This is a genomic window from Microbacterium sp. Y832, assembly GCF_057669765.1.
Genome location: NZ_JBYHFM010000007.1, coordinates 18,334 through 45,112, shown reverse-complemented (window position 1 = coordinate 45,112; position 26,779 = coordinate 18,334). Strand labels below are relative to the sequence as shown.

The 26,779-nt window shown below is 70.1% G+C and carries 27 protein-coding genes and 1 tRNA gene; 13 read left to right on the top strand and 15 right to left on the bottom strand.

The genetic code is table 11. The features are described from left to right. Positions 1–19 precede the first annotated feature (19 nt). Both hutU and hutH read right to left on the bottom strand, forming a co-directional pair. Positions 20–1,669 carry a urocanate hydratase gene (hutU, locus tag AC25YV_RS12355; RefSeq protein ID WP_488124155.1) on the bottom strand — a complete coding sequence of 550 codons (1,650 nt, stop codon included), beginning with the start codon at positions 1,667–1,669 and terminating at the stop codon, positions 20–22. Positions 1,670–1,726: 57 nt separating this feature from the next. Then, a complete protein-coding gene (gene hutH, locus AC25YV_RS12350; RefSeq protein ID WP_488124154.1) occupies positions 1,727–3,313 on the bottom strand; it encodes a histidine ammonia-lyase in 1,587 nt (528 codons plus the stop codon). 61 nt (positions 3,314–3,374) lie between these two features. Between hutH and AC25YV_RS12345 the strand changes: the two genes are divergently transcribed. After that, positions 3,375–4,151 carry an IclR family transcriptional regulator gene (locus tag AC25YV_RS12345; protein WP_488124153.1) on the top strand — a complete coding sequence of 259 codons (777 nt, stop codon included), beginning with the start codon at positions 3,375–3,377 and terminating at the stop codon, positions 4,149–4,151. A 62-nt stretch (positions 4,152–4,213) separates the two neighbouring features. Further along, positions 4,214–4,444 carry a hypothetical protein gene (locus AC25YV_RS12340; RefSeq protein WP_488124152.1) on the top strand — a complete coding sequence of 77 codons (231 nt, stop codon included), beginning with the start codon at positions 4,214–4,216 and terminating at the stop codon, positions 4,442–4,444. A 60-nt stretch (positions 4,445–4,504) separates the two neighbouring features. Here the strand turns inward: AC25YV_RS12340 and AC25YV_RS12335 are convergent, their stop codons facing one another. Beyond that, complete coding sequence (locus tag AC25YV_RS12335) at positions 4,505–4,981, bottom strand: YbaK/EbsC family protein (protein WP_488124151.1); 477 nt, start codon at positions 4,979–4,981, stop codon at positions 4,505–4,507. A 196-nt stretch (positions 4,982–5,177) separates the two neighbouring features. Here AC25YV_RS12335 and AC25YV_RS12330 point away from each other — a divergent pair, with 196 nt between their 5' ends. The 4 genes from AC25YV_RS12330 to AC25YV_RS12315 all read left to right on the top strand — a co-directional run bounded on the left by AC25YV_RS12330 (position 5,178) and on the right by AC25YV_RS12315 (position 8,909). Further along, the gene (locus AC25YV_RS12330) at positions 5,178–6,257 is read left to right on the top strand and encodes a Glu/Leu/Phe/Val dehydrogenase family protein (protein WP_488124150.1); all 1,080 of its coding nucleotides are present in this window, start codon (positions 5,178–5,180) and stop codon (positions 6,255–6,257) included. 137 nt (positions 6,258–6,394) lie between these two features. Further along, positions 6,395–7,309: a metal ABC transporter substrate-binding protein gene (locus AC25YV_RS12325; protein WP_488124149.1), complete on the top strand. Its 915-nt coding sequence runs from the start codon at positions 6,395–6,397 to the stop codon at positions 7,307–7,309. Further along, on the top strand, positions 7,306–8,031 hold the full coding sequence (locus tag AC25YV_RS12320; RefSeq protein WP_488124148.1) for a metal ABC transporter ATP-binding protein: 726 nt from the start codon (positions 7,306–7,308) through the stop codon (positions 8,029–8,031). Before AC25YV_RS12325 ends, AC25YV_RS12320 begins: the two co-directional genes overlap by 4 nt. Positions 8,032–8,066: 35 nt before the next feature. Next, positions 8,067–8,909: a metal ABC transporter permease gene (locus AC25YV_RS12315; RefSeq protein ID WP_488124170.1), complete on the top strand. Its 843-nt coding sequence runs from the start codon at positions 8,067–8,069 to the stop codon at positions 8,907–8,909. Between the two features lie 41 nt (positions 8,910–8,950). Here the strand turns inward: AC25YV_RS12315 and AC25YV_RS12310 are convergent. The 4 genes from AC25YV_RS12310 to galU all read right to left on the bottom strand — a co-directional run bounded on the left by AC25YV_RS12310 (position 8,951) and on the right by galU (position 11,628). Continuing rightward, positions 8,951–9,026, bottom strand: a tRNA-Ala gene (locus tag AC25YV_RS12310). 47 nt (positions 9,027–9,073) lie between these two features. Further along, entirely contained in the window at positions 9,074–9,955 is an 882-nt protein-coding gene (locus AC25YV_RS12305; RefSeq protein WP_488124147.1) for a large exoprotein, read from the bottom strand. Positions 9,956–10,086: 131 nt separating this feature from the next. Then, entirely contained in the window at positions 10,087–10,716 is a 630-nt protein-coding gene (locus AC25YV_RS12300) for a GNAT family N-acetyltransferase (protein ID WP_488124146.1), read from the bottom strand. Positions 10,717–10,740: 24 nt separating this feature from the next. Further along, positions 10,741–11,628 (bottom strand): UTP--glucose-1-phosphate uridylyltransferase GalU, encoded by an 888-nt coding sequence (galU, locus tag AC25YV_RS12295; protein WP_488124145.1) that lies wholly within the window; start codon positions 11,626–11,628, stop codon positions 10,741–10,743. Between the two features lie 119 nt (positions 11,629–11,747). Between galU and AC25YV_RS12290 the strand changes: the two genes are divergently transcribed. The 3 genes from AC25YV_RS12290 to mscL are packed head-to-tail and all read left to right on the top strand — an operon-like array spanning position 11,748 to position 13,135. Further along, positions 11,748–12,344 (top strand): 5-formyltetrahydrofolate cyclo-ligase, encoded by a 597-nt coding sequence (locus AC25YV_RS12290; RefSeq protein ID WP_488124144.1) that lies wholly within the window; start codon positions 11,748–11,750, stop codon positions 12,342–12,344. A gap of 17 nt (positions 12,345–12,361) precedes the next feature. Further along, positions 12,362–12,652 carry an FmdB family zinc ribbon protein gene (locus AC25YV_RS12285; protein ID WP_488124143.1) on the top strand — a complete coding sequence of 97 codons (291 nt, stop codon included), beginning with the start codon at positions 12,362–12,364 and terminating at the stop codon, positions 12,650–12,652. A gap of 33 nt (positions 12,653–12,685) precedes the next feature. Then, a complete protein-coding gene (mscL, locus tag AC25YV_RS12280; protein ID WP_488124142.1) occupies positions 12,686–13,135 on the top strand; it encodes a large conductance mechanosensitive channel protein MscL in 450 nt (149 codons plus the stop codon). Here mscL and AC25YV_RS12275 read toward each other — a convergent pair. Further along, complete coding sequence (locus AC25YV_RS12275; RefSeq protein ID WP_488124141.1) at positions 13,129–13,314, bottom strand: hypothetical protein; 186 nt, start codon at positions 13,312–13,314, stop codon at positions 13,129–13,131. The genes mscL and AC25YV_RS12275 overlap by 7 nt on opposite strands. Beyond that, positions 13,304–17,020: an AAA family ATPase gene (locus tag AC25YV_RS12270; protein ID WP_488124140.1), complete on the bottom strand. Its 3,717-nt coding sequence runs from the start codon at positions 17,018–17,020 to the stop codon at positions 13,304–13,306. Before AC25YV_RS12270 ends, AC25YV_RS12275 begins: the two co-directional genes overlap by 11 nt. A gap of 159 nt (positions 17,021–17,179) precedes the next feature. Here AC25YV_RS12270 and AC25YV_RS12265 point away from each other — a divergent pair, with 159 nt between their 5' ends. Beyond that, positions 17,180–17,728 carry a methylated-DNA--[protein]-cysteine S-methyltransferase gene (locus tag AC25YV_RS12265; protein WP_488124139.1) on the top strand — a complete coding sequence of 183 codons (549 nt, stop codon included), beginning with the start codon at positions 17,180–17,182 and terminating at the stop codon, positions 17,726–17,728. Positions 17,729–17,781: 53 nt separating this feature from the next. Here AC25YV_RS12265 and AC25YV_RS12260 read toward each other — a convergent pair whose 3' ends face one another. Both AC25YV_RS12260 and AC25YV_RS12255 read right to left on the bottom strand, forming a co-directional pair. After that, positions 17,782–19,404 carry a solute symporter family protein gene (locus AC25YV_RS12260; RefSeq protein WP_488124138.1) on the bottom strand — a complete coding sequence of 541 codons (1,623 nt, stop codon included), beginning with the start codon at positions 19,402–19,404 and terminating at the stop codon, positions 17,782–17,784. Then, the gene (locus AC25YV_RS12255; protein ID WP_488124137.1) at positions 19,401–19,751 is read right to left on the bottom strand and encodes a DUF485 domain-containing protein; all 351 of its coding nucleotides are present in this window, start codon (positions 19,749–19,751) and stop codon (positions 19,401–19,403) included. Before AC25YV_RS12255 ends, AC25YV_RS12260 begins: the two co-directional genes overlap by 4 nt. Positions 19,752–19,885: 134 nt before the next feature. On the opposite strand from AC25YV_RS12255, the gene AC25YV_RS12250 reads away from it, so the two are divergent. Both AC25YV_RS12250 and AC25YV_RS12245 read left to right on the top strand, forming a co-directional pair. After that, positions 19,886–20,746 carry a LuxR C-terminal-related transcriptional regulator gene (locus AC25YV_RS12250; RefSeq protein WP_488124136.1) on the top strand — a complete coding sequence of 287 codons (861 nt, stop codon included), beginning with the start codon at positions 19,886–19,888 and terminating at the stop codon, positions 20,744–20,746. Between the two features lie 84 nt (positions 20,747–20,830). Then, positions 20,831–21,187, top strand: a complete 357-nt coding sequence (locus AC25YV_RS12245) for a histone-like nucleoid-structuring protein Lsr2 (protein ID WP_488124135.1) — start codon at positions 20,831–20,833, stop codon at positions 21,185–21,187. 89 nt (positions 21,188–21,276) lie between these two features. Here AC25YV_RS12245 and pntB read toward each other — a convergent pair whose 3' ends face one another. Both pntB and AC25YV_RS12235 read right to left on the bottom strand, forming a co-directional pair. Then, positions 21,277–22,671 (bottom strand): Re/Si-specific NAD(P)(+) transhydrogenase subunit beta, encoded by a 1,395-nt coding sequence (gene pntB / locus AC25YV_RS12240; RefSeq protein ID WP_488124134.1) that lies wholly within the window; start codon positions 22,669–22,671, stop codon positions 21,277–21,279. Next, positions 22,668–24,203 carry a Re/Si-specific NAD(P)(+) transhydrogenase subunit alpha gene (locus AC25YV_RS12235; protein WP_488124133.1) on the bottom strand — a complete coding sequence of 512 codons (1,536 nt, stop codon included), beginning with the start codon at positions 24,201–24,203 and terminating at the stop codon, positions 22,668–22,670. The genes pntB and AC25YV_RS12235 overlap by 4 nt, the downstream gene beginning before the upstream one ends. 192 nt (positions 24,204–24,395) lie before the next feature. Between AC25YV_RS12235 and AC25YV_RS12230 the strand changes: the two genes are divergently transcribed. Further along, on the top strand, positions 24,396–25,550 hold the full coding sequence (locus AC25YV_RS12230; protein ID WP_488124132.1) for an AI-2E family transporter: 1,155 nt from the start codon (positions 24,396–24,398) through the stop codon (positions 25,548–25,550). A 166-nt stretch (positions 25,551–25,716) separates the two neighbouring features. Here AC25YV_RS12230 and AC25YV_RS12225 read toward each other — a convergent pair whose 3' ends face one another. Both AC25YV_RS12225 and AC25YV_RS12220 read right to left on the bottom strand, forming a co-directional pair. Then, positions 25,717–26,199, bottom strand: coding sequence for an SRPBCC family protein (locus AC25YV_RS12225; RefSeq protein ID WP_488124131.1), 483 nt, complete (start codon positions 26,197–26,199; stop codon positions 25,717–25,719). A gap of 62 nt (positions 26,200–26,261) precedes the next feature. Further along, on the bottom strand, positions 26,262–26,660 hold the full coding sequence (locus AC25YV_RS12220) for a glucose-6-phosphate dehydrogenase (protein ID WP_488124130.1): 399 nt from the start codon (positions 26,658–26,660) through the stop codon (positions 26,262–26,264). Positions 26,661–26,779 lie beyond the last annotated feature (119 nt).

Sequence of the window (26,779 nt, the reverse complement as noted above, 5' to 3'; positions counted from 1 at the left end):
TCTTTCGGGCTCGCGGCCATCACAGCATGGGCACGTTCAGCCCGCGCTCGCGCGCGACCTCGACCGCCCGCTCGTATCCCGCGTCGACGTGGCGCATGACGCCCGTGCCGGGGTCGTTCACGAGCACACGGGCGAGCTTCTCGGCGGCGAGGGGTGTGCCGTCGGCGACGGTGACCTGCCCCGCGTGGATCGAGCGGCCGATGCCGACACCGCCACCGTGGTGGATCGACACCCACGATGCACCGGATGCCGTGTTGAGCAGGGCGTTGAGCAGCGGCCAGTCCGCGATCGCGTCCGACCCGTCGGCCATTGCCTCGGTCTCACGGTACGGCGAGGCGACCGAGCCCGCGTCGAGGTGATCGCGGCCGATCACGATGGGCGCCGACAGCTCGCCCGACGCGACCATCTCGTTGAACTTCAGCCCCGCGAGGTGGCGCTCCTGGTAGCCCAGCCAGCAGATCCGGGCCGGAAGCCCTTCGAAGTGCACGGTGTCGCCGGCCTTCTCGAGCCATCGCACGAGCCCCGCGTTGTCGGGGAAGAGCGCCTTGACGGCCTCGTCGGTCTTGCGGATGTCTTCGGGGTCTCCCGACAGCGCCACCCAGCGGAAGGGCCCGCGCCCTTCGGCGAACTGCGGGCGGATGTACGCCGGCACGAAGCCCGGAAACGCGAACGCGTTCTCGTACCCGCCGAGTTGCGCCTCGGCGCGGATCGAGTTGCCGTAGTCGAACACCTCGGCACCGGCATCCTGGAAGCCCACCATCGCTGCGACCTGCGCCGCCATCGACGCGCGGGCGCGCTCGGTGAACCCGGCCGGGTCGCGCTCGGCTTCGGCCCGCCACTGGTCCAGCGGCACGCCGACGGGCAGGTAGGCCAGCGGGTCGTGTGCGCTCGTCTGGTCCGTGACGATGTCGATCGGGATGCCGCGGTTCAGCAGCTCGGGGAACACCTCGGCGGCATTGCCCACGACGCCGACCGACCGTGCCTCGCCCGCCTCACGGGCAGCGAGGACGCGCGTGACCGCCGCGTCGAGATCCGTCGTGTACTCGTCGAGGTAGCCGTGCTCGACGCGGCGCGCGAGGCGTGACTCGTCGACATCGACGATGAGCACGGCGCCGCCGTTGAGGGTGACGGCAAGAGGTTGCGCGCCTCCCATTCCGCCGCATCCGCCGGTCAGGGTGAGCGTGCCGGCGAGGTCGTCGCGGCCCAGCGACCGCGCGACGGCGGCGAAGGTCTCGTACGTGCCCTGCAGGATGCCCTGCGTGCCGATGTAGATCCACGACCCCGCCGTCATCTGCCCGTACATCGTCAGACCCAGCTCTTCGAGCTTGCGGAACTCGGGCCACGTCGCCCAATCCCCCACGAGGTTCGAGTTGGCGATCAGCACGCGCGGCGCCCAGTCGTGCGTGCGGAACACCCCGACGGGCTTGCCGGACTGCACGAGCAGCGTCTCGTCGGGCTCAAGTTCGTCGAGCGTGCGAACGATCGCGTCGTAGGCCTCCCACGAACGGGCGGCGCGGCCCGTGCCGCCGTAGACCACGAGGTCTTCGGGGTGCTCGGCGACCTCGGCGTCGAGGTTGTTCATCAGCATTCGCTTGGCGGCTTCGGCGCCCCAGCTCTTCGCGGTGCGCTCGGGCCCGCGCGCGGCGCGGATGGTGCGGGTGTCAGTCATGGCGTGCTCCTCGGTCGGTGTGGTCGGAACAGGTGTTCTGGCTCAGGCGGGGCATCCTCACTCGGCGGCGTCCTGTCCGTGCGAGAGCGCCCGCTCAGAGTGAGGGGATGCGGCTTCGGCGACGGCGCCCGAGAGGACGAGCCCGGTCGCGGTCTCGATGTCGGGTGAGACGAAGGCGTCCGGCCCGGGCCCGGCGATGCCGGATGCGCGCAGCAGCGAGCGGACGGCACCCGTCGCGGGTGCGGGCTCGAGCGGCGCGCGCAGGTCGAGGGCCCGCGCCGCCGTGACGAGCTCGATCGCGAGCACCCGGGCGAGGCCGTCCACCGCGCGGCGCAGCTTGCGCGCTGCGGCCCACCCCATCGAGACGTGGTCCTCCTGCATCGCCGAGGACGGGATCGAGTCGACCGATGCCGGCACCGCGAGCCGCTTGAGCTCGGACACGATCCCCGCCGCGGCGTACTGCGCGATCATGAGCCCGGAGTCGACGCCGACCTCGTGCGCGAGGAACGGCGGCAGGCCGTTGCTGCGGGCGGGATCGAGCGCACGGTCGGTCCGCCGCTCCGAGATCGAGGCCACGTCGGCGGCGGCGATCGCGAGGAAGTCCAGGACGTACGCGACCGGGGCGCCATGGAAGTTGCCGTTCGACTCGAGGCGCCCGTCGAGCGTCAAGACGGGGTTGTCGACGGTCGAAGCGAGTTCGCGCGACGCGATCAACGCGGCGTGGTCGAGCGTGTCGCGCGCCGCGCCGTGCACCTGCGGCGAGCAGCGCAGCGAGTAGGCGTCCTGCACACGGGTGCACACGGCCGGGTCGCGGTGCGACGCGACGATCGACGAGCCCGCGAGGTGGGCGCGCAGGTTTGCAGCCGACACGGCCTGGCCGTGCTGTGGCCGCAGTGTCATGAGGTCGGCCGCGAAGACGGCATCGGTCCCCAGCTGACTCTCGACGGACATCGCTGCGGCGAGGTCGGCCGTGTCGAGCAGCGTGCCGAGGTCGTGCAGGGCGAGCAGCAGCATCCCGAGCATCCCGTCGGTGCCGTTGATGAGGGCGAGGCCCTCTTTCTCCTGCAGTTCGAGCGGAGTGATCCCCGCCGCCGCGAGGGCTTCGGTGGCAGGCACGATCACGGAGTCGGCCGCGCCGCTGCCGGCCACCCGCACGTCTCCCTCGCCCATCGCGGCGAGCGCGACGTGCGACAGCGGCGCGAGGTCGCCCGAGCAGCCGAGCGAGCCGTACTCCCGCACGATCGGCGTGATGCCCGCGTTGAGCATGGCGGCGTACGTCTCGACGACGATCGGCCGCACGCCCGTGCGCGCCGATGCGAGCGTCTGCAGCCGCAGCAGCTGAAGTGCACGCACGACCTCGGTCTCGATCTCGGCGCCCGTTCCCGCCGCGTGCGAGCGGATGAGGCTCGCCTGCAGCTGGCGCCGGCGCTCGGGGGCGATGAACGTCGTCGCGAGGGCACCGAAGCCCGTCGAGACGCCGTAGTGCGGCTCGGGATCGTCCGCGAGTCCTTCGATGAGGGCGCGGGATGCCGCCGCCCGCTCCATCGCGGCGGTGTCGAGGTCGACGCGGGCACCGTGGCGCGCGACGGCGACGACGTCTTCGGGCAGGAGGGGCGCAGCGCCCACGACCACAGCAGAACTCATGGCTTGATTCCACACCCCGTCCCTCGCGGGCAACGGTGGCGTATGCCAAGCTGTGTCTGTCATGCCAGACAAACCCGTGCCCCGAGGCCCCCGGCCCCAGGTGCCCGCCGCCGATCAGACGCTGCGGATCCTCGCGCACCTCACGAAGCAGCGCGGTCCCGTGCCTGCCCAGACGATCGCGACGGCGCTCGACCTGCCCCGCTCTACGGTGTACCACCTGCTCGCGACCCTGCAGGAGCACGCCTTCGTCGTGCACCTGCCCGAAGAGCGGCGGTGGGGGCTCGGGATCGCGGCGTTCGAACTCGCCGGAGGCTATGCGCGCCAGGAGCCGCTCGCCCGGGTGGGCCGCCCTGTGCTCGCCGACCTCGTCGATCGCGTCGGTGAGAGCGCGCATCTCGCCGTCATGCACGGCCGCGACGTGCTGTACATCGTCGAGGAGCGCGCTCCCCGGCGCCCCGCCCTCGTGACCGACGTCGGTGTGCGGCTGCCCGCGCACCTGACCGCGACGGGCCGCGCGATGCTCGCGGCACTCCCCCGCGAGCAGGTGCGAGCCCTGTATCCGGATGCCGCGGCCTTCGCCGACCGCACGGGCCGGGGCCCCCATCGACCGCGCGAGCTGCGCGACGTGCTGCGCGAAGCGCGCGAGCGCGGGTGGGCGACCGAGGACGGCGAGGTCACCCTCGGTCTGCAGTCCATCGGCGTCGTCGTGCGCGACCACGCCGGGTGGCCCGCGGCCGCGATCGCCGTGACGTGGCCGGCCGACGGAACGGCTCCCGACCCGGCTCACGCCGCCAACGCGGCGCGCGAGATGGAGCGACGGATCGGGCGCGTCGGATAGCGCGGACACGCATGTCGTGCAGCCCCTTGGGGGTCCTCGGCGGTCATGCATAGCGTCGAAGCATGACGCCCGAAGAGACCCCAGACCAGACCGGACTCCTCGATGCGACCGGCACGATCGACGAGTTCGGCCAGGTCGAGCGCGAAGAAGATGCCACCCCGCTCGTCGACGAGATCGCCGCGCGGGTGCTGCGCAGCGGCGGCCGAGTGCGCGCCGTGCCGCGCCGCGATCTGGTCGACGGCTCTCCCGTCGCGGCGACGCTGCGCTTCGCCGTCGCGGCCACCCGCAGCTGATTCCGGTGACCGCCCGGCCGAATCGCGCCGGGCGGTCACCGCATTCGCGGGGTGGAGCCCCTAGTCGACCTTCGCGACCCGTCCGCCCGTCAGGGCGACGAGCTCGTCATAGGTCAGGGGGAAGACCGTGTGCGGCGTGCCGCCCGCGGCCCAGATCTGGGGGAACGCCGCGAGATCTTCGTCGACGATCGTCGTGAGGGGGGCCGGGTGCCCGGTCGGTGCGACGCCGCCGATGGCCTGCCCCGTCGCATCCCGCACCTGCTGCGCTGTCGCCCGCACGATGCTGCCGCGACCCAGCCGTTCGGCGAGAGCCGCGGTGTCGACACGGTGCGCGCCACTCGTCATGACGAGGAGGGGCTCGTCGTCCGACCAGAACACGAGGCTGTTGGCGATCGCGCCGACCTCCACTCCCAGGGCGGCGGCGGCGAGCGCGGCGGTCGAGGCGGCGTCAGGAAGAACCACGATCTCGCCCTCGATGCCCGCGGCGCGGAGGGCATCGTGGACCATTCGGCTTCGGGGGTGCAGGTGCTCGGTCACCGCCCCAGCCTAGAGGCCACCGCACGCACAGTGCCCACCCCGCTGACACCCGGTGCCCGCCGCGCTTGTCGATGTGCTGAACTCGCCGCGCCTCGGTTGAACGATCCGCACATCGGTGGTCCAATGGTGACGGATGCCGCACAGCCGCGGCACTCACCAGCGCACTGCCCATAAGGCCCGCCGAAAGAAGATCGCGATGACGCACACTCTGCCCCTGCCCGATTTCACTCACGAGCGCGTGGAGGTGACCACGGGGCGACGCAGCGGGCTGTTCATCGCCGTCGCACTGCACTCCTCTGTGCTCGGCTCGGCGCTGGGCGGCGCACGCCTGTGGACCTACCCGCACTGGAGCGACGCCCTGGGCGACGCGCTTCGGCTGTCGGCCGCCATGACGCTCAAGAACGCCGCAGCCGGGCTCGACTCGGGCGGCGGCAAGTCGGTCATCGCTCTGCCCGAGGGGGTCATCCTCGACGAGGAACGTCGCCGCGCGGCATTCCTCGATCTCGGCGACGCCGTCGAGCTGATGGACGGCCTCTACCGCACGGCGGAAGACGTCGGCTCGACGACCGAGGACATGCTCGTCGTCAGCGAGCGCACGGCGCACGTCGTGGGCCTCCCTGAAGCCGGGGGCGGCTCGGGCGAGCCCGCCGGCCCCACGAGCCTGGGCGTCTACGAGTCGCTGCGCGCGACACTCGAGCGCGTGACGGGCACCGCCGACGTCGCTGGCCGCCGCATCACGATCTCGGGCCTCGGCCAGGTCGGCAGCCGCCTCGCGGTGCGCCTCGCCGCCGAGGGCGCGATGCTGACCGTGACCGACGTGAATCCCGCCAAGCAGAACCTCGCCGGCGAGCTCGGCGCGCACTGGGCGACCCCGGGCGAAGAGCACCTCATCACCTCCGACGTCTTCGTGCCGGCCGGCATCGGCGGCCTCCTCACCGATGCGGTCATCGACGCGCTCGACACGAAGGCCGTCTGCGGCCCCGCCAACAACCCCCTCGCACGTCGCGAAGGCGCCGACCGGCTCGCCGCGCGCGGCATCCTGTACGCGCCGGACTTCGTCGTCAACGCGGGCGGTGTGATCTACCTCGACCTCGAGGCCAAGCAGATGGGCACGCGCACCGAGATCATGGACCGCGTCTCGGCGATCGGCGACACGGTGCGCCGCATCTTCGACGAGGCCGAGTCGCGCGGGGTCACCCCGCTCGCCGCCGCGGAGGCCCTCGCCGCCGAACGGCTCGCCGCCGGTCGCCCCGCGTTCGTCAACACCGCTTCGTAGTCGGGCTGCGCCCCCTGTCAGCGACGCCCGCGCGTCACTGACAGGGGGCGTTCCCCTTCTGTGGGGGTGGGCCGCGGAACGCGCACGCTTCGCCCCGCCGAGTTGTTTTCGGTCCACCGAAGTTCTAAGTTTTCGGTATGCCGAAATGTGCCCGCGCGATCGCCGTCCCCGCCGCCGCGGTGCTCGTCGCGCTCACCGGCTGTGCGTCGACGGTCGACCTGAGCGATGACCGTCCGGTCGCCCTCGCGACGTTCACCGTGCTCGCCGACATCGCGCAGAACGTCGCGGGCGACCACATCCGCGTCGAGTCGATCACGAAGCCGGGCGCCGAGGTGCACGGCTACGAGCCGACGCCGCGCGATGTGGCCAAGGCATCCGAGGCCGATCTCATCCTCGACAACGGGCTGAACCTCGAGGCGTGGTTCGAGCGGTTCGTCGAGTCCGCAGACGCCCCCCACCTCGTCGTGAGCGACGGGGTGGACACGATCGACATCACCGACGACGCCTACGCCGGCATGCCGAATCCGCACGCGTGGATGAGCCCGCTCAACGCCCAGATGTACGTCGACGCGATCGTGCCGGCTTTCTCCGAGCTCGCCCCCGAGCACGCCGAGGCCTTCGCGGCGAACGGCGAGGCCTATAAGGCCGAACTGCAGGCGGTGCACGACGAGCTCATCGACGCGCTCGGCGAGCTTCCCGACGCGCACCGATCGCTCGTCACGTGCGAAGGGGCGTTCTCGTACCTCGCGCGCGACGCAGACCTGACCGAGCAGTACATCTGGCCCGTCAACGCCGAGCAGCAGGCCACTCCGCAGCAGATCGCCGCGACGATCGAGTTCGTCCGCGACAACGACGTTCCCGCCGTCTTCTGCGAGTCGACTGTGTCGGATGCACCGATGCAGAGGGTCGTCGAGGCGACCGATGCCGCGTTTGGCGGAACCCTCTACGTCGACTCCCTGTCCGAGCCCGACGGCCCCGTGCCGACCTACCTCGATCTGCTGCGCCACGACACCCGCACGATCATCGACGGGCTCACAGGCGGCCGGTCATGACGATCGACGTGCAGGACGTCACCGTGCGGTACGGCGACGTGCCGGCCCTCGAGGACGTCTCGCTCGTGATCCGGCCCGGGCTCGTCACGGGCCTCATCGGCACGAACGGCTCGGGCAAGTCCACCCTGTTCAAGACGATCACGGGGATGCTGCGCCCCGACCGTGGACGCGTGCTTCTGGACGGTGCCGATCCTGCCGTCATCCGGCGCCGGGGCGGTCTGGGCTACGTGCCGCAGGCCGAAGACATCGACCCGACCTTCCCCGTCTCGGTGCGCGAGGTCGTCATGATGGGCCGCTACCGCGATATGGGCCTCACCCGGCGACCGCGCGCCGCCGATCGCACCGCCGTCGACGCTGCGCTGGCGCGCGTCGAGCTCACCGACCTCGCCGATCGTCAGATCGGACGCCTGTCGGGCGGGCAGCGCAAGCGGGCGTTCGTCGCCCGCGGGATCGCTCAGGATGCCGACATCCTGCTGCTGGACGAGCCCTTCGCGGGTGTGGACCGGCGATCCGAGGCGCTCATCGTGCGACTGCTCACGGACCTCGCCCGCGAGGGTCGCACGGTGCTCGTCTCGACGCATGACCTCGCCGGGCTCGCGCGGCTCGCCGAGGAGGCGATCCTGCTGCAGCGGCGCGTGCTCGCGCACGGTCCGGTCGCCGACGTGCTCACTCCCCGCAACCTCGCCCTCGCATTCGGCACCAACATCGAGGAGCAGCGGTGATCGATCTGCTCCTCGAACCGCTGCAGTACGACTTCATGGTGCGCGCGCTCGTCACGACCGTGATCGCCGCCGTCGTCTGCGGGCTGTTGTCGTGCTGGCTCGTGCTCGTCGGCTGGTCGCTCATGGGCGACGCGGTCTCGCACGCCGTGCTGCCGGGGGTCGTGATCGCCTACGTCGTCGGAGCGCCGTTCGCGATCGGCGCTCTCGTCTTCGGCTTCCTCGCCGTCGGACTCATCGGCGCGATCCGCGGCACGACCAGAGTGAAAGAGGATGCCGCGATCGGCATCGTCTTCACGACGCTGTTCGCCCTCGGACTCGTGCTGATCTCGGTCACGCCCAGCCAGACCGACCTCAACCACATCATCTTCGGCAACATCCTCGGGGTGAGCACGGCCGACCTGATCCAGATCGGGATCCTCGCCGCCGTCGCCCTCGTGATCCTGCTCGTCAAGCGCCGCGACCTCACCCTCTATGCCTTCGACGCGACGCACGCGTTCGCGATCGGCCTGAACCCGCGACTGCTCGGAGCGCTGCTGCTGGGCCTCATCGCGCTCACCTCGGTCGTCGCCCTGCAGGTCGTCGGCGTCATCCTCGTCGTGGCGATGCTCATCATCCCGGGTGCGACGGCGTATCTGCTCACCGACCGCTTCAGCCGGATGCTGCTGCTCGCACCCCTGCTCTCGGCGGCGAGCGCCGTCGTCGGCATCTACCTGAGCTACTGGGTGGATGCCGCGTCCGGCGGCCTCGTCGTGCTCGTGCAGGGCGTCGTCTTCGGCCTCGTCTGGGTGTTCAGCCCGCGGCACGGCCTGCTCGGTCGGCGGCGCTCCGCGCGCCGGCGCCCGGCCCGCGGCATCCTCACTCCCCCGGCAGTGCGCTGACCAACGAAAGAAGGCACCCACGGGGGGTGCCTTCTCGAGTGTGGTGGACCTGAGGGGATTCGAACCCCTGACCTCTTCATTGCGAACGAAGCGCGCTACCAACTGCGCCACAGGCCCGTAAACCTCAGCAAGATTATCACGCTGAGAAGTCGCGGACGAACGCGCTACTGACCGGATGCGCGACGCGTGAGCAGGTCGCGCACGTGCGCTTCGATCTCGGCGTCGTCGACGTACCCCATGCGGGAGTATTCCGCGGATGCCGCGCGCTGCGGTCGCGCCGACTCGATCGACGTCGGGCGCTGCGCGGCGGCGCGCTGACGGATCGCCTCGTCGACGGCGGCCAGGCGCAGGGCCTCACGCGCGTCTTCGCCGTCGAGCACGGCCGCGGCGCGGGAGCCGGCCGATGCGGTCAGCGGACGCGGAAGCTCACGCGGCGCCCACTCGCGGCGGGTCCGCTCGAGCTCGACGTCCTGCATGTCTAGGGCGACGCGCTCCCGAGCGACGTGGGCGGCACGGGTCACGGCGCGTGCGCCGACACGCGCCATGCGCTGCAGCACGAGCACGGCGATGAGGGTCGCGGCGAGCCCCACCCACAGAAGCAGCTGTGCGCCTGTCGCGATGACGGCCCAGGCGCCCCACCCGGCGACGCCGAGCCCGGCCAGGCCGAGCATCATGGCGCTCAGCCGCACACCGCGGCGCGCGCGGGCGCGACGGGCTTCGGGACTGAGCCTCGCGGCGACGCGCTCGTCACGGGCACGCTCGAGTTCGATGCGCGCGTGTTCGAGGGCCGCCTGCTCGCGCTCGGCGAGAGCGCGGCGAGCGAGCTTCTGCTGCGCCATAGCGGTGCGGGCCGTGAGCTCGAGACGAACCTCTTCGGGTGTCTCGCTCGTCTCGGCGAGCACGCGGAGGGCCTGGTTGAGGCGTACGGCATTGCGCTCGGCGGCGTCGTACTGCCGCCGGCTGTGCCAGCTCGGCAACAGGTAGACGAGCCACAGCAGCGCCGCGACCAACACGATCACGCCGCCGCCCAACACCTGCCCACCCATGCCGTCCACGGTAAGCGACGCGGGCCGTGCGCCCCCGCATCCCCCCGCGTGTCTTCCCAACCCCGGCACGGCGAACCTGCCACGCCGAGGCCGAGGCCGCCGCCGAGGCGACAGATGTGCGGCGACGCGGGTCAGGCGTGCAGGCGGTCCGCCGGCGGCACGGTCGCCGCGTCGGCGGGGGCGCGACCCGACACCCAGCGGCGCAGCACGCCCTCGGGCACGTCCTCGCGCACGAGGGCGAAGGCGTAGTGATCCCGCCAGTCGCCGTTGATGTGGATGTACCGGCGACGCAGACCCTCGTACCGGAAGCCCAGCTTCTCGACGACGCGCAGGCTCGCGACGTTCTCAGGACGGATGCAGATCTCCATGCGGTGCAGCCGCAGGTCGGTGAAGCACACGTCGGTCGCCAGCGCCACTGACGTCGGCGTGATGTTGAGGCCGGCGAACCGCTCGCTCACCCAGTAGCCGATCGTCGCGGTCGCGAGCGAGCCGCGCGCGATCCCCCACACGTTGAGCTGTCCGGCGATCTCACCGTCGTACTCCATGACGAAGGGCACCCCGGAGCCGTCGCGATACTGCTGCAGCAGCCGGCGGACGCCCAGACGCATGTCGAACGACACGGCGCCATCGGGGTTCGTGGCTTCCCACGGGCGCAACCACGAGCGGTTGCTGAGCAGTTCGTTCTGCAGCGTGCGAGCGTCGCGCTGACGCACGAGCCGCACAGAGATCGGCCCGTGTGCTCGCGGAGTCGTGAGATCCATCCGACTCCCCCTACTCGGCGGCGATCAGAGCGTCGCCGCGAAGTCCTTGATCCATGGACGCAGCTCGGGACCGAGATCCTCGCGGTCGGCCGCGAGCTGCATGATGGCCTTGATGTAATCCAGCCTATCGCCGGTGTCATACCGGCGCCCGCGGAACACGACGCCGTACACGCCGGGTCCGTCCGGGTCGGCCGCGAGTTCTTGCAGCGCGTCGGTGAGCTGGATCTCGCCGCCCTTGCCCGGCTCGGTGTGCTCGAGCACGTCGAACACCGACGGAGCGAGCACGTAGCGCCCGATGACGGCGAGGTTCGAGGGTGCGTCTTCGCGCGGGGGCTTCTCGACGAGGCCCGTCACACGCACGACATCGTCATCGCCGGTGTGCTCGACGGCCGCGGCGCCGTACATGTGGATGCTGTCGGGCTCGACCTCCATGAGCGCGATGATCGCGGCGCCCGTGCGCTCGTGCTCGGCGAGCATGCGCGTCAGCAGCTCGTCACGCTCGTCGATGAGGTCATCGCCCAGGAGGACGGCGAAAGACGCGTCGCCGACGTGGGCGCGGGCACGCAGCACGGCGTGGCCGAGCCCCTTGGGCTCGCCCTGGCGCACGAAATGGATGTCGGCGATGTCGCTGGATTCGAGAACGCGACGCAGTCGCTCGTCGTCTCCCTTGTCTTTCAGCCTGACCTCGAGCTCGGGCACCGAGTCGAAGTGGTTCGAGATCGCGTTCTTGTTGCGCCCGATGATGACGAGGATGTCGTCGATGCCGGCGCTCGCGGCCTCTTCGACGACGTACTGGATCGCCGGCTTGTCGACGACGGGCAGCATTTCTTTGGGCATCGCCTTCGTGGCGGGGAGGAAACGCGTCCCCAACCCAGCAGCGGGAATGACGGCCTTGAAAGTCTTCTGCGACATGTTCGTTACTCTACCGGCGCGTCCGACACAGCCCTCTCCCCGCTTCGGAAAGCGGATGAGCGCTTCGCTCAGCCGCCCGCCTCCGGCCGGGGCGCGAGCACCGCGATTAGACTCGGGGCATGGCTCCCGACCTCGTCAACGCGAAGCGCGCCCTGCGCGCCGACCTGCGCGAGCGTCGCCAGACGCTTTCCGACAGCGCACGGGATGCCGCAGCCCACGGCATCCGCGAACAGCTCGACGCCCTCGTGTCCGAACTCGGCGCGACGAGCGTCTCGTGCTTCCTGTCGACACCGACCGAACCCGGCACGCGCGAGTTCGTCGACGCCGCCGTGGCCCGCGGCATCCGGGTCCTGCTGCCCATCACCCGCGCCGACGGCCTGCTGGACTGGTCGGTGTCGACCCCCGACTCCCCCATCGCCGAAGGACTGTTCGGCATGCCCGAACCGGTCGGCGACGTGCTCGGACCGATCGCCGTCAACGATGTCGACCTCATGATCATCCCCGCCGCGGCCGTGTCGCTCGACGGGATGCGACTGGGCTGGGGCCGCGGATACTTCGACAAGACGCTCGGCTCGATGGAGCGCCGTCCGCCTGTCTACGCCGTCGTCTACGACACCGAAGTGCTCGACGAGGTTCCCTTCGACGAGCTCGACCAGCCCGTCTCGGGCGTCGTGACGCCCACCCGCACCCTGTCCCTGTCCCTCGAGCGACACTGACCCATCCGAGAGCACCCATGCCCACCTACGCCTATGCCTGCAAGCAGTGCAATCACCGCTTCGATGCCGTCCAGTCCTTCGCGGACCCCACCCTCACCGAATGCCCCGAGTGCGGCGGATCCCTGCGCAAGGAGTACGGCTCGATCGGGGTGACCTTCAACGGCTCGGGCTTTTACCGCACCGACTCGCGTGCGTCCAGCAGCACGGCGAGCAGTTCCGGTGACTCCGGGTCGTCTTCCGGTTCCGCGTCATCTTCGGCATCATCGAAGCCGGAGGCAAAGTCCTCCCCCGCCGCGACGGGCTCATAACCGGCGGAAGCCGACAATCTCAAAGGAGACCTCGTGATCAAGGGCTTCAAAGACTTCATCATGCGCGGCAACGTCATCGACCTTGCCGTCGCGGTCGTCATCGGAGCGGCGTTCACCGCCGTCGTGACAGCCATCGTCGACAGCATCATCACGCCTCTGCTCGCCATCTTCTGGAAGCCCCAGGAAGACGGCGCGATCGGCTTTCCCGTGCGTGACCTCTACGGCGGCACCGTGACGTTCCCGATCGGCAATCTGATCAACGCGCTCATCAGCTTCCTCGCCATTGCCGTCGTCGTCTACTTCGTGTTCGTGTACCCCATGAACAAGTGGAAAGAGGTCCAGGCGGCCAAGGCCGGCGTCGACGAAGAGCCGCCGGCTCCCACCGAGACCGAGCTCCTCGTCCAGATCCGCGATCTCCTCGAGCGCCAGACAGGCGTCCAGGTCTCTTCGACTCCTCCCGCAGGCGACGCACCGCGTCAGTAGTGCGGGGGGACGTCCTGGCGCATGCGCTCGTCGTTCGGGCCTGAGGGCGAACCGGATGCCGCGGCATCCGGTTCGTCCTGCGTCAACGGTTCGTCCGTCGTCCCCGGCACGGGCGTGAGCCTGACCCGACGGGAGCCGGGCACCCGCACGAGCTTCTGACGGTCGTCGTCAGTCGACATCGATCGGCTGCGTCTGCTGCTCCGCGCGCGGCGATTCGGGTGCGACGCCGAGCAGTTCGGCGATGCGCGTCGCGACGGCGCGGGGGTCGCTGTACAGGTCGAACGAGTGCACGCGCACGTAGTGCCAGCCCAGACGCCGCAGGATCTGCGGGCGCAGGCGCAGGGCCTCGCGCAGCGATTCGCCGATCGTCTCGGGGTCGCTCTCGGCGACGACGGCCTTGCCGTTGTACTGCGCGACGAGCGGCAGGGTTCCGCGGTAGTGCACGTCGACGGCGATGCCGAGGCTGCGCAGCTCGCGGGCGAGGGCCAGGGTGAGCGGGTCGGCGAGGTCTTCGAGCCGGGCATCGCGCGAGCGCGCGGCGATTCCGCCGAGGATCCCCATCAAGGTCGCGGCGCCGTGCTCGAGGCGTCCGTCGTCGAAGGCCGAGGGCCGGATCGACGACACGATGACCATGGAGCGTCGCGCGCGCGTCATGCCGACCGTGAGCAGGCGCTCGCCGTCGGGGGTCGACAGGTCGCCGAAGTCGCTCAGCACGCGGCCGTGCTTGGTGAGGCCGAATCCGAGCGAGAAGACGACGCGGTCGCGGCTCTCGGCGACCGACTCCTCGAGGGTCAGCACGGCGAACGGCTCGGCGGTGTCGCGCGAGACGAAGTCGGCGACGTCGGAACGCCCCGCGAAGGCGCGTTCGACAGCGGCGCGCACGCGTTCGGCGTGCTTGGCGCTGGCGGTGACGACCATGAGCGATTCGTTGCCGCGGTTGATGGCGTGCTCGACGACGAGCGTCACGACGCGCGCGACCTCGGCGTCGGGGCTCTCGACGGCGCCGCTCACGGGATCGGGGGCGCCCGTGCCGCCCTCGACGTAGTCGACGCTCAGACTGCCGCGGCCGAGGTACGAGCCCGCCCACGGGTAGGAAAGGATCTCGCCGCCGTAGAACGCGTCGTTGACGAGCTCGGCGAGGTCTTCGCCACCGGCGCGGTAGCTGCGGGTGAGGGTCTCGACGGGCACGATGTCGGCGAAGCGCTCGAACAGGCTCGTGTCGTCGAAGGGAACCTCGGGCTCTTCGGCAGCGGGGTGCCCGACGACTGCCGCGACGCCGAAGGGCGTGGGCTTCTGGGTCACGGGGTCGCCGAAGACGACGACCTGCCGCGCGCGGCGCAGCGCGGGTGCGGCTTCGGCGAGGCAGAGCGCACCGGCATCCGCGATGATGACGACGTCGAACCCGAACGCGTCGGGGATCGAGGGCACGTCGTAGGGCGACGAGAGCCACACCGGAGCAAGCGAGCGCAGCAGGGTCGGCGCAGCGGCGAAGAGCTGGCCGGGGGTGGCGGCACCGTCCTTCAGCAGCCGCTTGAGCGCGGTGGCTTCGCCGGCTTCGTCGACGATGCCGATGCGCCACTGCGTCGCCAACTGGGCCGCGAGCAACGGACCGGATGCCGCGGCGTGCGCTTCGTCGACGAGCCGGAAGTCGCGCTCGAGCCGGTCGACCACCGAGGTATTCGCACCGAGCAGGCCACGGTCGCTGCGCAGCAGGTGCTCGAGGGCCGACTGCCACCACGCGTATTCGAGCTCGCCGCCGACCCGCTCTTCGGGCACGTGGCGCACCGACAGCTCGGACAGCAGGGGTCCCAGTCCGAGCTGGGACAGCTCGGTGCGCAGCGTCGCGCGTTCGACGAGGTTGTCGAAGACATCGGAATCTGCCGCCAGGCCCGCGATGGTGCGCACGAGCTCGGCGACGGGAAGGGTTCTGAGACTGTTGGATTCGGAGCGGCCGAGTGCGCGGTCGAGCTCGGCGAGCTCGCCGTCGACACGCTGCCACGCGACCTGCACGTCGCCCAGACCCAGCGGCACCTCGGGTGCGACGCCGGATTCGACGAGCCGCTGCCATTCGGTGCGCTGCTGTTGGATGCGGATGAGCGCTTCGTGCATGTCGGCGATGTGCACGCCCGGGCGGATGTACTCCTTCGACAGCCGCCGCAGCCGCCGCCGGTTGGCCCCCGTCATGGTGGGGGAATCACGGCGCGGACCGTGCGCTTGGATGAGTTCGCCGAGCGGACGTTCGAACACCGTCAGGCTGAACCGGTCGAGCGAGTCGCGGATGCCCTGCAGGAGCCGCAGATACACGCCGAGCTCGGCGACCGTGCGGAAGGGGCGCATCCGCGTCTGGGCGATGAGCTCGTAGCCGCGCTCGAGCAGGGCGGGCAGGTCCTGCCGGTGCAGGCGCGATGCCAGTCCGTGCGCACCGCGGGCCTGTTCGGTCGTGTCGAACGAGACGCCGTACCAGGGCGAGTCGTCGGGCCCGAAGCGGAACTCTCCGAGCCGCGCGGCGGAAGCGAGCTTCGCGGCGGCTTCGGCGCGCACGGGGGCCAGGCGCTGCAGGGCGCCGATGTCGAAACGCGCGGATGTGGTGGGCGCGGGCTCGCGGGCCGTGAGTTCGGCGAGCGTGCGCAGGACGTCGAGCACCGAGACCGAAAGCGTCGGGTGCTTCGCCGTGACGGCACCGCGATAGTCGCGCAGCACACCGCGCAAGCGCACGAGCGCGTCGTCGATGTCCGAGATCTTGGGGGGAACGGCCTTCTCGTTGCGGCCGATCGCGCGGATGAGGTCGCGCTGCACGTGCCGCGGCGAGACCGCGAGCCCGGGCAGGCCGACACCCGCGAGGCGGTGCCGCACGCCCTCGAGGGTCGAGCGGCGCGCGCTCACGACGAGCACCCGCTTGCCGTCTTTCACGAGCTGGCCGACGGCATTGATGACGGTCTGCGTGCCGCCCGTGCCGGGAAGGGTGTGCACGACGAGCGACTGCCCCGCCGCGATCTTCTCGAGCACGCGCTCCTGCTCGGCGTCGGCGTCGAGGAGCAGCGTGTCCGATGCGGGAGGCCGCTCATCGGAGTTCGGCCGCGTCGGCACCGAAACGCGCGTCGCGAGCCGCTCCCGGTCGTCGACGTGACCGGCGAGCGCATTCAGCACGGGGTGGTCGAGGTTCGCAGCATCCGTCGCCATCGCCGCCCCGACATCGCCGAAGCTCGACACGACGAGGCGCGGATGCACCGTGAACGACGCGATGTCGCGCGTGATGGCGCGCAGGTGGTCGATGACCGGCTGCGGCTTGAAGATGCCCTCGTCATACGCGAGGGCGGCGAGCGCCATGGCGTCGATCTCGATGCCGAAGTGCGTGCGCAGGGCGCGCGCGAGTTCGGGGTTGAGGGTGATGGGGCCGTGCAGCTTGACTTCGAAGTCGGACTGGTGGCGCCGGATCGCGAGCGGGCGCAGCAGCACGGGTGCCGTGCAGGCGACGCCGCCGATGCGCCACGAGGCGAGGCCGACGGCGAGGTGCACCGTGTCGAGGCCTCGTGTCGTGCGCAGCTCGACGCTCTTGGCCGTGATGCGCTCGGCGGCCAGGCGTGCGTTACGCAGCGCGACCTCGTCGCGGAAGAGGTTCGACAGCAGCGTCGAGCGTCCCGTGAGGAACTGCGGAAGGCTGCTGGGGTGGGCCTGCGTGATCTCGATGCCCGCGTCGTCGCGGTCGGTGAAGTGCAGAAGCGTCGAACGACCGCCGAGTTGCGCGGCTTCGCGCCGCAGCCGGTCGCGTTCGGAGTCGGCGACGTGCGCCACCTCGACGCCGGGGTCGGACAGCCCGAGGTCTGCCGGACCAACCGTCGCACCCACCTCGTCACCGATCACGGTGTTGCCATTTGTTCGCCACACGTCAGCAACATTAGGCGGCGTCTGCCCGCCCTGGTTGCATCCGCGCCGGGTTTCACGGTATTAGGGCGCCGCTCCTCCCCACGGTGGGCCACCGCCGCGTTCTCCCCCGTTGCGCGACGCGCGGGCCGTCGCACGGGCGGTGGCGTCAGGATGGTGCGCATGACCGCTCCGACGCCGCGCTTCTTCGTCCACCCGTCTCCCGTCGGCGACATCCTCGTCGTAACCGAGGGCGAGAGCATCGTGTCACTCGCGCCCTTCGGCGCTCCCCTCGGCATCGAGCTCGAGCAGCTGTCGCGTCGTCTGGGCGCGGTTCCCGAGGCCGCCGTGACGGATGCCGCGACAGAAGCGGCCGCCCAGCTCGACGAGTACTTCGCGGGCGAGCGCCGCGGGTTCGACCTCGACCTCGACTGGCGACTCGTGCGCGGGTTTCCGCGCGAAGCGCTCGAGGCGGCGTGCGACATCCCGTACGGCGAGACAGCGAGCTACGGCGAGGTCGCCATCATGGCGGGGCGGCCCGGCGCGGCACGGGCGGTCGGCACGGCGTGCGCGAAGACGCCGTTCTCAATCGTCGTGCCGGTGCACCGGGTCGTGCGATCCGACGGCTCGCTCGGCCTGTATGGGCGGCATCCCGAGATCAAGCGCCACCTCATCGACATGGAGCACGCGGTGCGCGCCGCCGAGAGCGTCGCTCCGAGCGCGGGCGTGTAGGCCGCCCGCGCACACGGCGACCCCGGGGTCCTCCCCCGGGGTCGCTCTGTGCATCAGTGGTCGGTGGCCTTTTCGGCTCCGTACCCGGTGAGCGAGCGCACCTCCATCTCGGCGGCCTTGCGCCGGTCCTCGGCCTTGCGCGAGGTGACCGATCCGAGCCAGCCGAGCAGGAACCCGAGCGGGATCGACACGATGCCGGGGTTGTTGAGCGGCCAGATCGCCGTGCCGACGTTCTTGAACACGCTCGTCTCGGTGCCCCAGAAGACCGGCGACAGGAAGATGAGGATGATCGCCGCGGCGAGTCCTCCGTACATGCTCCACACCGCGCCGCGCGTGGTGAAGTTGCGCCAGAACAGCGAGTACAGGATCGTCGGCAGGTTCGCCGACGCAGCGACGGCGAACGCGAGGGCGACGAGGAAGGCGATGTTCTGCCCCTGCACGCCGATGCCGCCGATGATCGCGAGCACGCCGATCACGATGACCGTGCGACGGGCGACCTTGACTTCACCGTCGGGCGGCACGTTGCCCTTCTTCATGACGTTCGCATAGATGTCGTGCGCGAACGATGCCGCCGCCGTGATCGTCAGACCCGCGACGACCGCGAGGATCGTGGCGAAGGCGACCGCCGAGATGAAGCCGAGCAGCAACGGCCCGCCGAGCTCGAACGCGAGCAGCGGGGCGGCCGCGTTGACGCCGCCAGGGGCGTTCTTGATCGTCTCGGAACCGACGAGCTGACCCGCGCCGTAGCCGAGCACGAGCGTCAGCAGGTAGAACAGGCCGATGAGCCAGATCGCCCAGACCACCGAGCGACGGGCTTCCTTCGCGGTGGGCACGGTGTAGAAGCGCATGAGCACGTGCGGCAGACCGGCCGTACCCAGCACGAGGGCGATCGCGAGCGAGATGAAGTCCCACGGGTTGGCGCCGTACTGCAGCCCCGGTTCGAGGATCGCATCCTTCGGGTCGCTGACGGATGCCTCGACGGCTCCGGCCAGCAGTGCGTCCAGGCTGAACCCGTTGATCGCGAGCACCCAGATCGTCATGACCAGGGCGCCGCCGATGAGCAGGAACGCCTTGACGATCTGCACCCAGGTCGTGCCCTTCATGCCGCCGATGAGCACGTACACGATCATCAGCAGGCCGACGACCGCGACGACGAGCGACTGCCCGACCCAGTCATCGATGCCCAGCAGCAGCGAGACCAGGCCGCCGGCTCCGGCCATCTGGGCGAGCAGGTAGAAGAAGCACACGGCGAGGGTCGTGATGGCCGCGGCCATCCGCACCGGACCCTGCTTGAGCCGGAACGACAGCACGTCGGCCATCGTGAACTTGCCCGTGTTGCGCATGAGCTCGGCGACGAGCAGCAGGGCCACGAGCCAGGCGACGAGGAACCCGATCGAGTAGAGGAATCCGTCGAACCCGTTGACGGCGATCGCTCCGACGATGCCGAGGAAGGATGCCGCCGAGAGGTAGTCGCCCGAGATGGCGAAGCCGTTCTGGGGGCCGGTGAACGAGCGGCCGGCGGCGTAGTAGTCGGCGGCGGTCTTGCTGTTGCGGCTCGCGCGGATGACGATGAACAGCGTCACGGCGACGAAGGCGCCGAAGATCGAGATGTTCAGGACGGGGTTGTTCTCGACGGTCTGGACGGCCGAGTCGATGGCTCCGAAGACCTCGTTCATGCCGAAGCCTCCTGCTGCTCGAGCTCGTCGCGCAGCTGCTCGGCGAGCGGGTCGAGGCGGCGGTTCGCGTACGAGACGTAGCCCATCGTGATCGCGAAGGTCGACACGAACTGGCCGAGGCCCAGCAGCAGACCGACGTTGATGTTGCCCCACACGGGCTGCGCCATGAAGTCCGGCGCGAACGACGCCAGCAGCACGAACGTGAAGTACCAGACCAGGAAGGCGATCGCGAGCGGGAACACGAAGCTGCGCTGCCGGCGCTTGAGCTCTTGGAACGGCGGCGATTCGTCGACGGCGATGTAATCGATGCCGCCTGGGGGCGCCGCATCGATGCGGGGTTCGGACATGTGGCCTCCTTGCCTACATGGTCGTGACGCGTCATCGCGTCCTTTTCCGGTCAGACAGGTGCGATCCTGCCCGGTGGTAGGGTCGACGCTACGAAATGCGGCGACGAGGCCGTACCCCCGGAAGTAGGTAGTTGGTGGGAGCAGCTCAGACGGCCATCGACGCCGACGCGCAGCTCGTGCGACGTGCGGTCGATCAGCTGTCGCGCCGCACACGATTCCCGGTCGCCTTCGGCGGCTTCGAACGAGATGGCGCGGTGCACGTCTCAGCGATCACGGGCGCCCGTACTCGCGCCCTCGACGGGCTCGTCGTCGAGGCGGGTCGGGGCCTCGGTGGCCGCGCGCTCGTCGAGCGGCGCGCGCGCCTGGCCCTGGACTACCGCTCGTCGCGCGGCATCACGCATGACTACGACCGAGCCGTGCTCGGTGAGGGCATCGCGACGCTGTTCGCCGTGCCCGTGATCGTCGGCGACCGCGCGCGCGGCGTGCTGTACTGCGGCTCGTGGGCCGAATCCCCCGTCGGCTCCTTCGGCACGGCATCGGCGTTCGAGGTCGCCAACGAGCTCGCCACCGAGCTGCGCGTGCGCGAAGAGGTCGAGCGACGGCTGTCGCTGGTGGTCCCGAATCCGCCGGCAGGCGCGCTGAGCGGCTCGGCGAGAGAAGAGCTGCGACACAGCTACGCCGAACTGCGCACGATCGCCTCCTCGGTGCAGGATGCCGCGCTGCGCGACCGGCTCGAGCAGGTCGAGCGACGCCTCGCCGCCCTGTCGACCGAGACCCCCGAAGCTCCCGCGGCGCTCGATGTGCGCCTCTCACCGCGCGAGACCGACGTGCTCGCGTGCGCTGCTCTGGGCTCACGCAATGCCGAGATCGCCGAGACCCTCGGCCTCAAAGAAGTCACCGTGAAGTCGTATCTGCAATCGGCGATGGCAAAACTCGACGCGTCGAGTCGCCACGCCGCCGTGGCGAAAGCGCGGCACGCCGGGCTTCTTCCCTGAACGGAATTCCCCGCCTTTTCCGATGAATTGTCGCGCTGCAGTGAGGGAATAGTGGACGGACCGATATCGGCGTATCGTTCAGTCATGGCTCGAAGAATTGTGCATCAGCTGGTCGACGACCTGGACGGCACCGTCCTCGATGTGGGTGAGGGCGAAACCGTGCTCTTCTCGCTCGACGGCGTCGCCTACGAAGTGGACCTCACCGCCGAGAATGCGCGCGCGCTGCGCGACTCTCTCGAGCGGTTCATCACCGCCGGCCGCCGCATCTCGACGTCGCGCGGCTCGACCACGACCGGCGGAAACTCCGGGCGCACCCGCCGCCGCTCGGGGCAGACCGATTACAGCGGCATCCGGGCCTGGGCGAAAGACAACGGCTACAGCGTCTCCGAACGGGGCCGCGTGCCGGCTTCTGTCATCGAGGCCTACGAGGCAGCCCACTGACGCGTCGATAACTCAGGAAGAAGAGCGACTCCCGACGGCTACACGCCGTCGGGAGTCGCTTTTATCCGGAGTTGTCGACACTCCCCCGGTCAGAAGTCGCGGAGGATGTCCTCGACCCGAACCTTCGCGTCGCCGAAGAGCATCTGCGCGTTCTCGCGGTAGAACAGCGGATTCTGCACGCCGGCATAGCCCGAGGCCATCGAGCGCTTGAACACGACGACGTTCTCGGCCTCCCACACGCGTACAACGGGCATGCCGGCGATCGGCGAGCCCGGGTCTTCGGCCGCGGCGGGGTTGACGGTGTCGTTCGCACCGATCACGAGCACGACGTCGGTACGCGCGAGGTCGTCGTTGATCTCGTCCATCTCGAGGACGATGTCGTACGGCACCTTCGCTTCGGCCAGCAGCACGTTCATGTGGCCGGGCAGGCGTCCCGCGACGGGGTGGATGCCGAATTTCACGTCGACGCCGCGTTCCCGCAGGCGACGCGCGAGGTCGGCGACGGGGTACTGCGCCTGCGCGACGGCCATGCCGTAGCCGGGCACGATGACCACCGACGACGCGCCCGTGAGCATGGCGGCCACCGAGGCGGCATCGATCTCACGGTGCTCGCCGTGGTCCTCATCGCCCGAGCGGGGCGCTTCGATGCCGAAGCCGCCGGCGATGACCGAGAAGAACGACCGGTTCATCGCCTTGCACATGATGTAGCTGAGGTAAGCACCCGACGAGCCGACGAGGGCACCGGTCACGATGAGCAGGTCGTTGTTGAGCAGGAAGCCCGCTGCGGCCGCTGCCCACCCCGAGTAGCTGTTGAGCATCGACACGACGACGGGCATGTCGCCGCCGCCGATCGAGGCGACCAGGTGCCAGCCGAGGGCGAGGGCGAGGATCGTCACGACGACGAGCAGCCAGATGTCCGGCGTGATGACGTACCAGACCGTGAGCCCCGCGAACACGACGAGGGCGCCGAGGTTGAGGATGTTCTTGCCCGGCAGCACGAGGGGCTTCGACGACACGCGGCCCGACAGCTTGAGGAACGCGACGATCGACCCGGTGAACGTGATGCCACCGATGAACACGCCGATGAAGACCTCGGCGTGGTGGATGTCGCGCAGCGCGCCGGTCAGATCACCGTCGTACAGCGCGCCGTTCCAGCCGACGAGCACGGCAGCGGCACCGACGAACGAGTGCAGCAGCGCGATGAGCTCGGGCATGCCGGTCATCTCGACCACGCGCGCCCGCCACAGGCCGATCGCGGCGCCGATGGCGATCGCGATGATCATGATGATGAGGCCGGTCATCATCCCGTCGCTCGGCGACTGCGACATCAGCCACACCGTCGCGACGAGCGCGATGGTCATGCCGACGATGCCGTAGGACACACCGGCGCGGGATGTCTCGTGCTTGGACAGCCCCGCGAGGCTCAGGATGAACAGCAGCGCCGCGACGAGATACGCGGCGGTGGCGATCGCTTCCGCGTTCATCGGGCGTCTCCCTTCGAGAACATGCGCAGCATGCGTCTGGTCACGGCGAACCCGCCGAAGATGTTGATACTCGCCACCAGCACGCCGATGCCGGCGAGGATCTGCACGACCAGGTCATCGGTGGTCAGCTGCAGCATGGCGCCGACGATGATGATGCCCGAGATGGCGTTGGTGACGCTCATGAGCGGGGTGTGCAGCGCGTGCGCGACCTTGCCGATCACATAGAAGCCCACGACGACCGCGAGGGCGAACACCGTGAGGTGCTGCGGCAGCGGCTGGGGCGCGAAGGCGGCGGCGAGGAACAGCAGCACAGCCGCGGCGGCGAACCCGATGATCTTCGGGGCCTTGCGCACGGGCTTGGCGGCGGGCGCGACGACAGCGGCGGGCTGTGCCGCGGGCGGCGCGGCGGACACTTGCGCGGGCGGGGGCGGCCACGTCTCGACACCGTCGCGCACGACGGTCACCGAGCGCTGCACGATGTCATCGAAGTCCAGCGTGAGCCGGCCGTCCTTGCCCGGCGTGAGCAGCGTCAGCAGGTTCACGAGGTTCGTGCCGTACAGCTGGGATGCCTGAGCGGCGAGCCGCCCCGCGAGGTCGGTGTAGCCGAGGATGATGACGCCGTTGTCGGTGACGATCCGCTCCCCCGCGACCGACCCCTCGACGTTGCCGCCCGACCCCGCGGCCATGTCGACGATGACCGAGCCGGGCCGCATGGTCGCGACATCGGCCGCCGTGATCAGGCGCGGCGCCGCGCGCCCCGGGATCTGCGCCGTCGTGATGATGATGTCGACGTCGGCCGCCTGCTCCGAGTAGATCTCGGCGGCGCGCCTGTCGTACGCCTCGCTCGTCGCCTTGGCGTAGCCGTCGGTGGATTGCTCGACCTCGACCTCGACCTTGAGGTACTCGCCTCCGATCGATTTGACCTGGTCGGCGACCTCCGGACGAGGGTCGGTCGCGCGCACGATCGCGCCGAGGCTGGATGCCGCACCGACGGCCGCCAGGCCCGCGACGCCGGCACCGGCGACGAGCACCTTGGCCGGAGGCACCTTGCCCGCGGCCGTCACCTGGCCCGTGAAGAACCGGCCGAACTCGTTCGCGGCTTCGACGACAGCGCGGTAGCCGGCGATGTTCGCCATCGACGAGAGCACGTCCATCGACTGTGCCCGCGAGATGCGGGGCACGGCGTCCATCGCGATCGCCGTGATGCCGCGCACCGCGAGCGCGGCCCGCAGCTCGGGACGCAGCGCCGGACTCAGCAGACCCACGAGGGTCGCGCCGTCGGACAGGCGCGCGATCTCCTCCTCGGTCGGCGCGTCGACTTTCAAGACGATGGGCGCGGCCCAGGCCGTCGCCGTGTCGACGATGTCGGCGCCGGCCTCGGCGAACGCGGAATCCGGGAACGACGACGCGTTGCCCGCCCCCGATTCGACTGAGACGTCGTAACCCAATTGGCGCAGCTTCACCACCGTCGCCGGCGTCGCGGCGACACGGTTTTCCCCCGGCCGCTCGGCGACAATGCCGATACGAGACATGCACAGCTCCTTTGCTCACCTGTGCACCGCGAGAGCGCGCACGATTCCCGACTCTATTGGTCACGATGACCTGATCGCATCTCCCGACGCGGGGCACGCCGCATCCGCGTCGGGAGTCGTCTCCAGCACGGCTCGAAGACTCATCTCGGCGCGGTGTTCCCGTGGCGGGCCTTCACCGCGTACCGTTCCGGTATGGGACTGTTCGGGAAAGAACCGCGAACCATCCGCCTCGAGGATGCCTCGATCGAACTCGAGGCGTCACGCCAGCCATGGAGCCTGTGGGCCGACGGCTTCGGCAAGCTCGCGATCCGCGCGCTGCAGGTGATCCTCGTGGTGGCGGTCGCCGCCGGCATCATCTTCGTCATCCAGACCCTGACGCTCGTGACGATCCCCCTCGTCATCGCGCTCATCCTCGCGTCGGCGTTCTCGCCCGTCATGCAGTTCATGCGGAGGCATGGCTTCCCGTCGCTGCTCGCGACCGTCCTGACCCTGCTCGCGATCGTCGTCATCCTGTCGCTGCTCGGCTGGCTCATCGTCTGGGCGGTGCGCGACCAGTGGGATGACCTCTACGCGCAGGCCGAAGACGGCGTGCAGAGCCTGCTCTCCTGGATCAACACCCTGCCGTTCGAGTTCCTCTCGCCGGATCAGATCGACGAGTGGCTCAACGCCCTCGGCGACTTCGTCACGAGTGCGCAGTTCGGCTCGGGCGCGATCGCCGGCATCGGCGCCGTCGCGAGCTTCGTCACGGGCCTCGTGCTCATGGTCGTGATCCTGTTCTTCTTCCTCAAGGACGGCCCGCGTATGTGGGAGTTCCTGCTGCGCCCCTTCCGCGGCGAGAGCTACGCGCGGGCTCGCCGCATCGGCGACAAGACGGTGTCGGTGCTCGGGTCGTACGTGCGAGGGACGGCGACCGTCGCGGCCGTCGATGCCATCGGCATCCTGATCGGTCTGCTCATCCTGCAGGTGCCGCTGGCGATCCCGCTGGCCGTGCTCGTGTTCCTGCTCGCGTTCATCCCCATCGTCGGTGCGACGCTCGCCGGCATCCTGGCCGCCCTCGTCGCCCTCGTCGCGAACGGCTGGGTCAACGCCCTGTTCGTCGTCGGTGTCGTCGTGCTCGTCAACCAACTCGAGGGCAACTTCCTGCAGCCCGTGCTGATGGGACGGTCGATGAAGCTGCACGCCTTCGTCATCTTGGTCGCCTTGACCGTCGGCACCGCCGTCGGAGGGATCGTCGGCGCCGTGCTGGCCGTGCCGATCGCGGCCGCCGTGTGGGGGGTCGTGCAGGTGTGGGACGGCCCGGATCTTCCCGCCCGCTGGGCGCGCCCGAAGCATCCGTTACAGGCCTGACCGCCCCGCCGGTGAGTCGTGAGCCTAACTACCCCGACCGAACCTGACTAATACCCCGGTTCATATGCCCCGAAATGCTCCAAAGCCCCGGCCGGCGAGCAGATTGAGGCAAACGAACGGATGCCACGCGCGCCAACGGATGCCACGGGCGAGCCCGCGGCCGAACTCAGTCCTGGGTGCCCTCGCGCTCGGCGGTCGAGGGCTCGGCCGTGATCGCGCGGCCCTCGGCGAGGTAGGCCAGGCGGTGCAGGGTCTCGCGGTTGCGCCAGTACAGCGGCACATCGAGCACGGGCGCCGGCACGAGACGGCCGGGGCCTGAGACGGCTTCCTCCTGAATGCGCACGAGGCACCGCCCCTCGGCGTGCGCCTTCACGTCGATCACGACGCGCGCCTCGCCGATCGGCCAGCCGCGGGCCTGCAGCACGGCGCGCCGCGGCGGGTCCCACTCTAGGCTCACGGTCGTGTCGTCGATGAGCGCGGGCCAGACCCCGAACGAGTGATGCAGCTCCGAACCGGGTTGCGGCCACCTCGCGTCGACGTCGCGCATGCGCGATGCGCCGACGACCCACGAGGGGTAGAGCCATCCGTTCGAGAGCACGTCGAAGACGTGCTCGGGTTCACAGCGCAGCATCCGGACGTTGGTCGACATGCTTCGACCCTGCCACCGGTCACGGCGCGGGCACACGGGGTTTTGCCCGCGCGCGATGTGGGCTATACGACCGAGGTCCCGCACATGCCGCACTCACCCTTTGCCGACACCTCGACGTAGCACGAGGGGCACATGGCGCGCGGCTTCGGGTCTGCCACGGGCGTGCGGCGCGGGGCGGTGGTGCGCTCGGGGCGGGATGCCGCACGGGCCCGGGCGGGCGCCGCGACAGGCTCAGGCTGCGTGACCACGGGCACGTGGGCCTGGCAGTAGAACCGTACGAAACCGTCGTGATGGCGCGGATGCCGGTGCTTGAACGCCCACAGCTCGGTGCGCTCGCGGGGCTCGGACGACAGGCCGCACTCGAAGCAGCGGGTCGGCTCGCCCGGTACGAGATCAGCCACCAGCATCGGCGACTCGAACGGAATCGACTGGCGCCAGTCTGCGGATGATGCAACCTTCATGCGACGAGCCTCACTTTCCCCACCTCAACGTTACGCGACCGGCCACCGCCGACTGACCACGGGTGCCATGCCCCACGCCCGAATGCAACCCCTTTGGCACCTGTGTCGGCGGCCGCGAG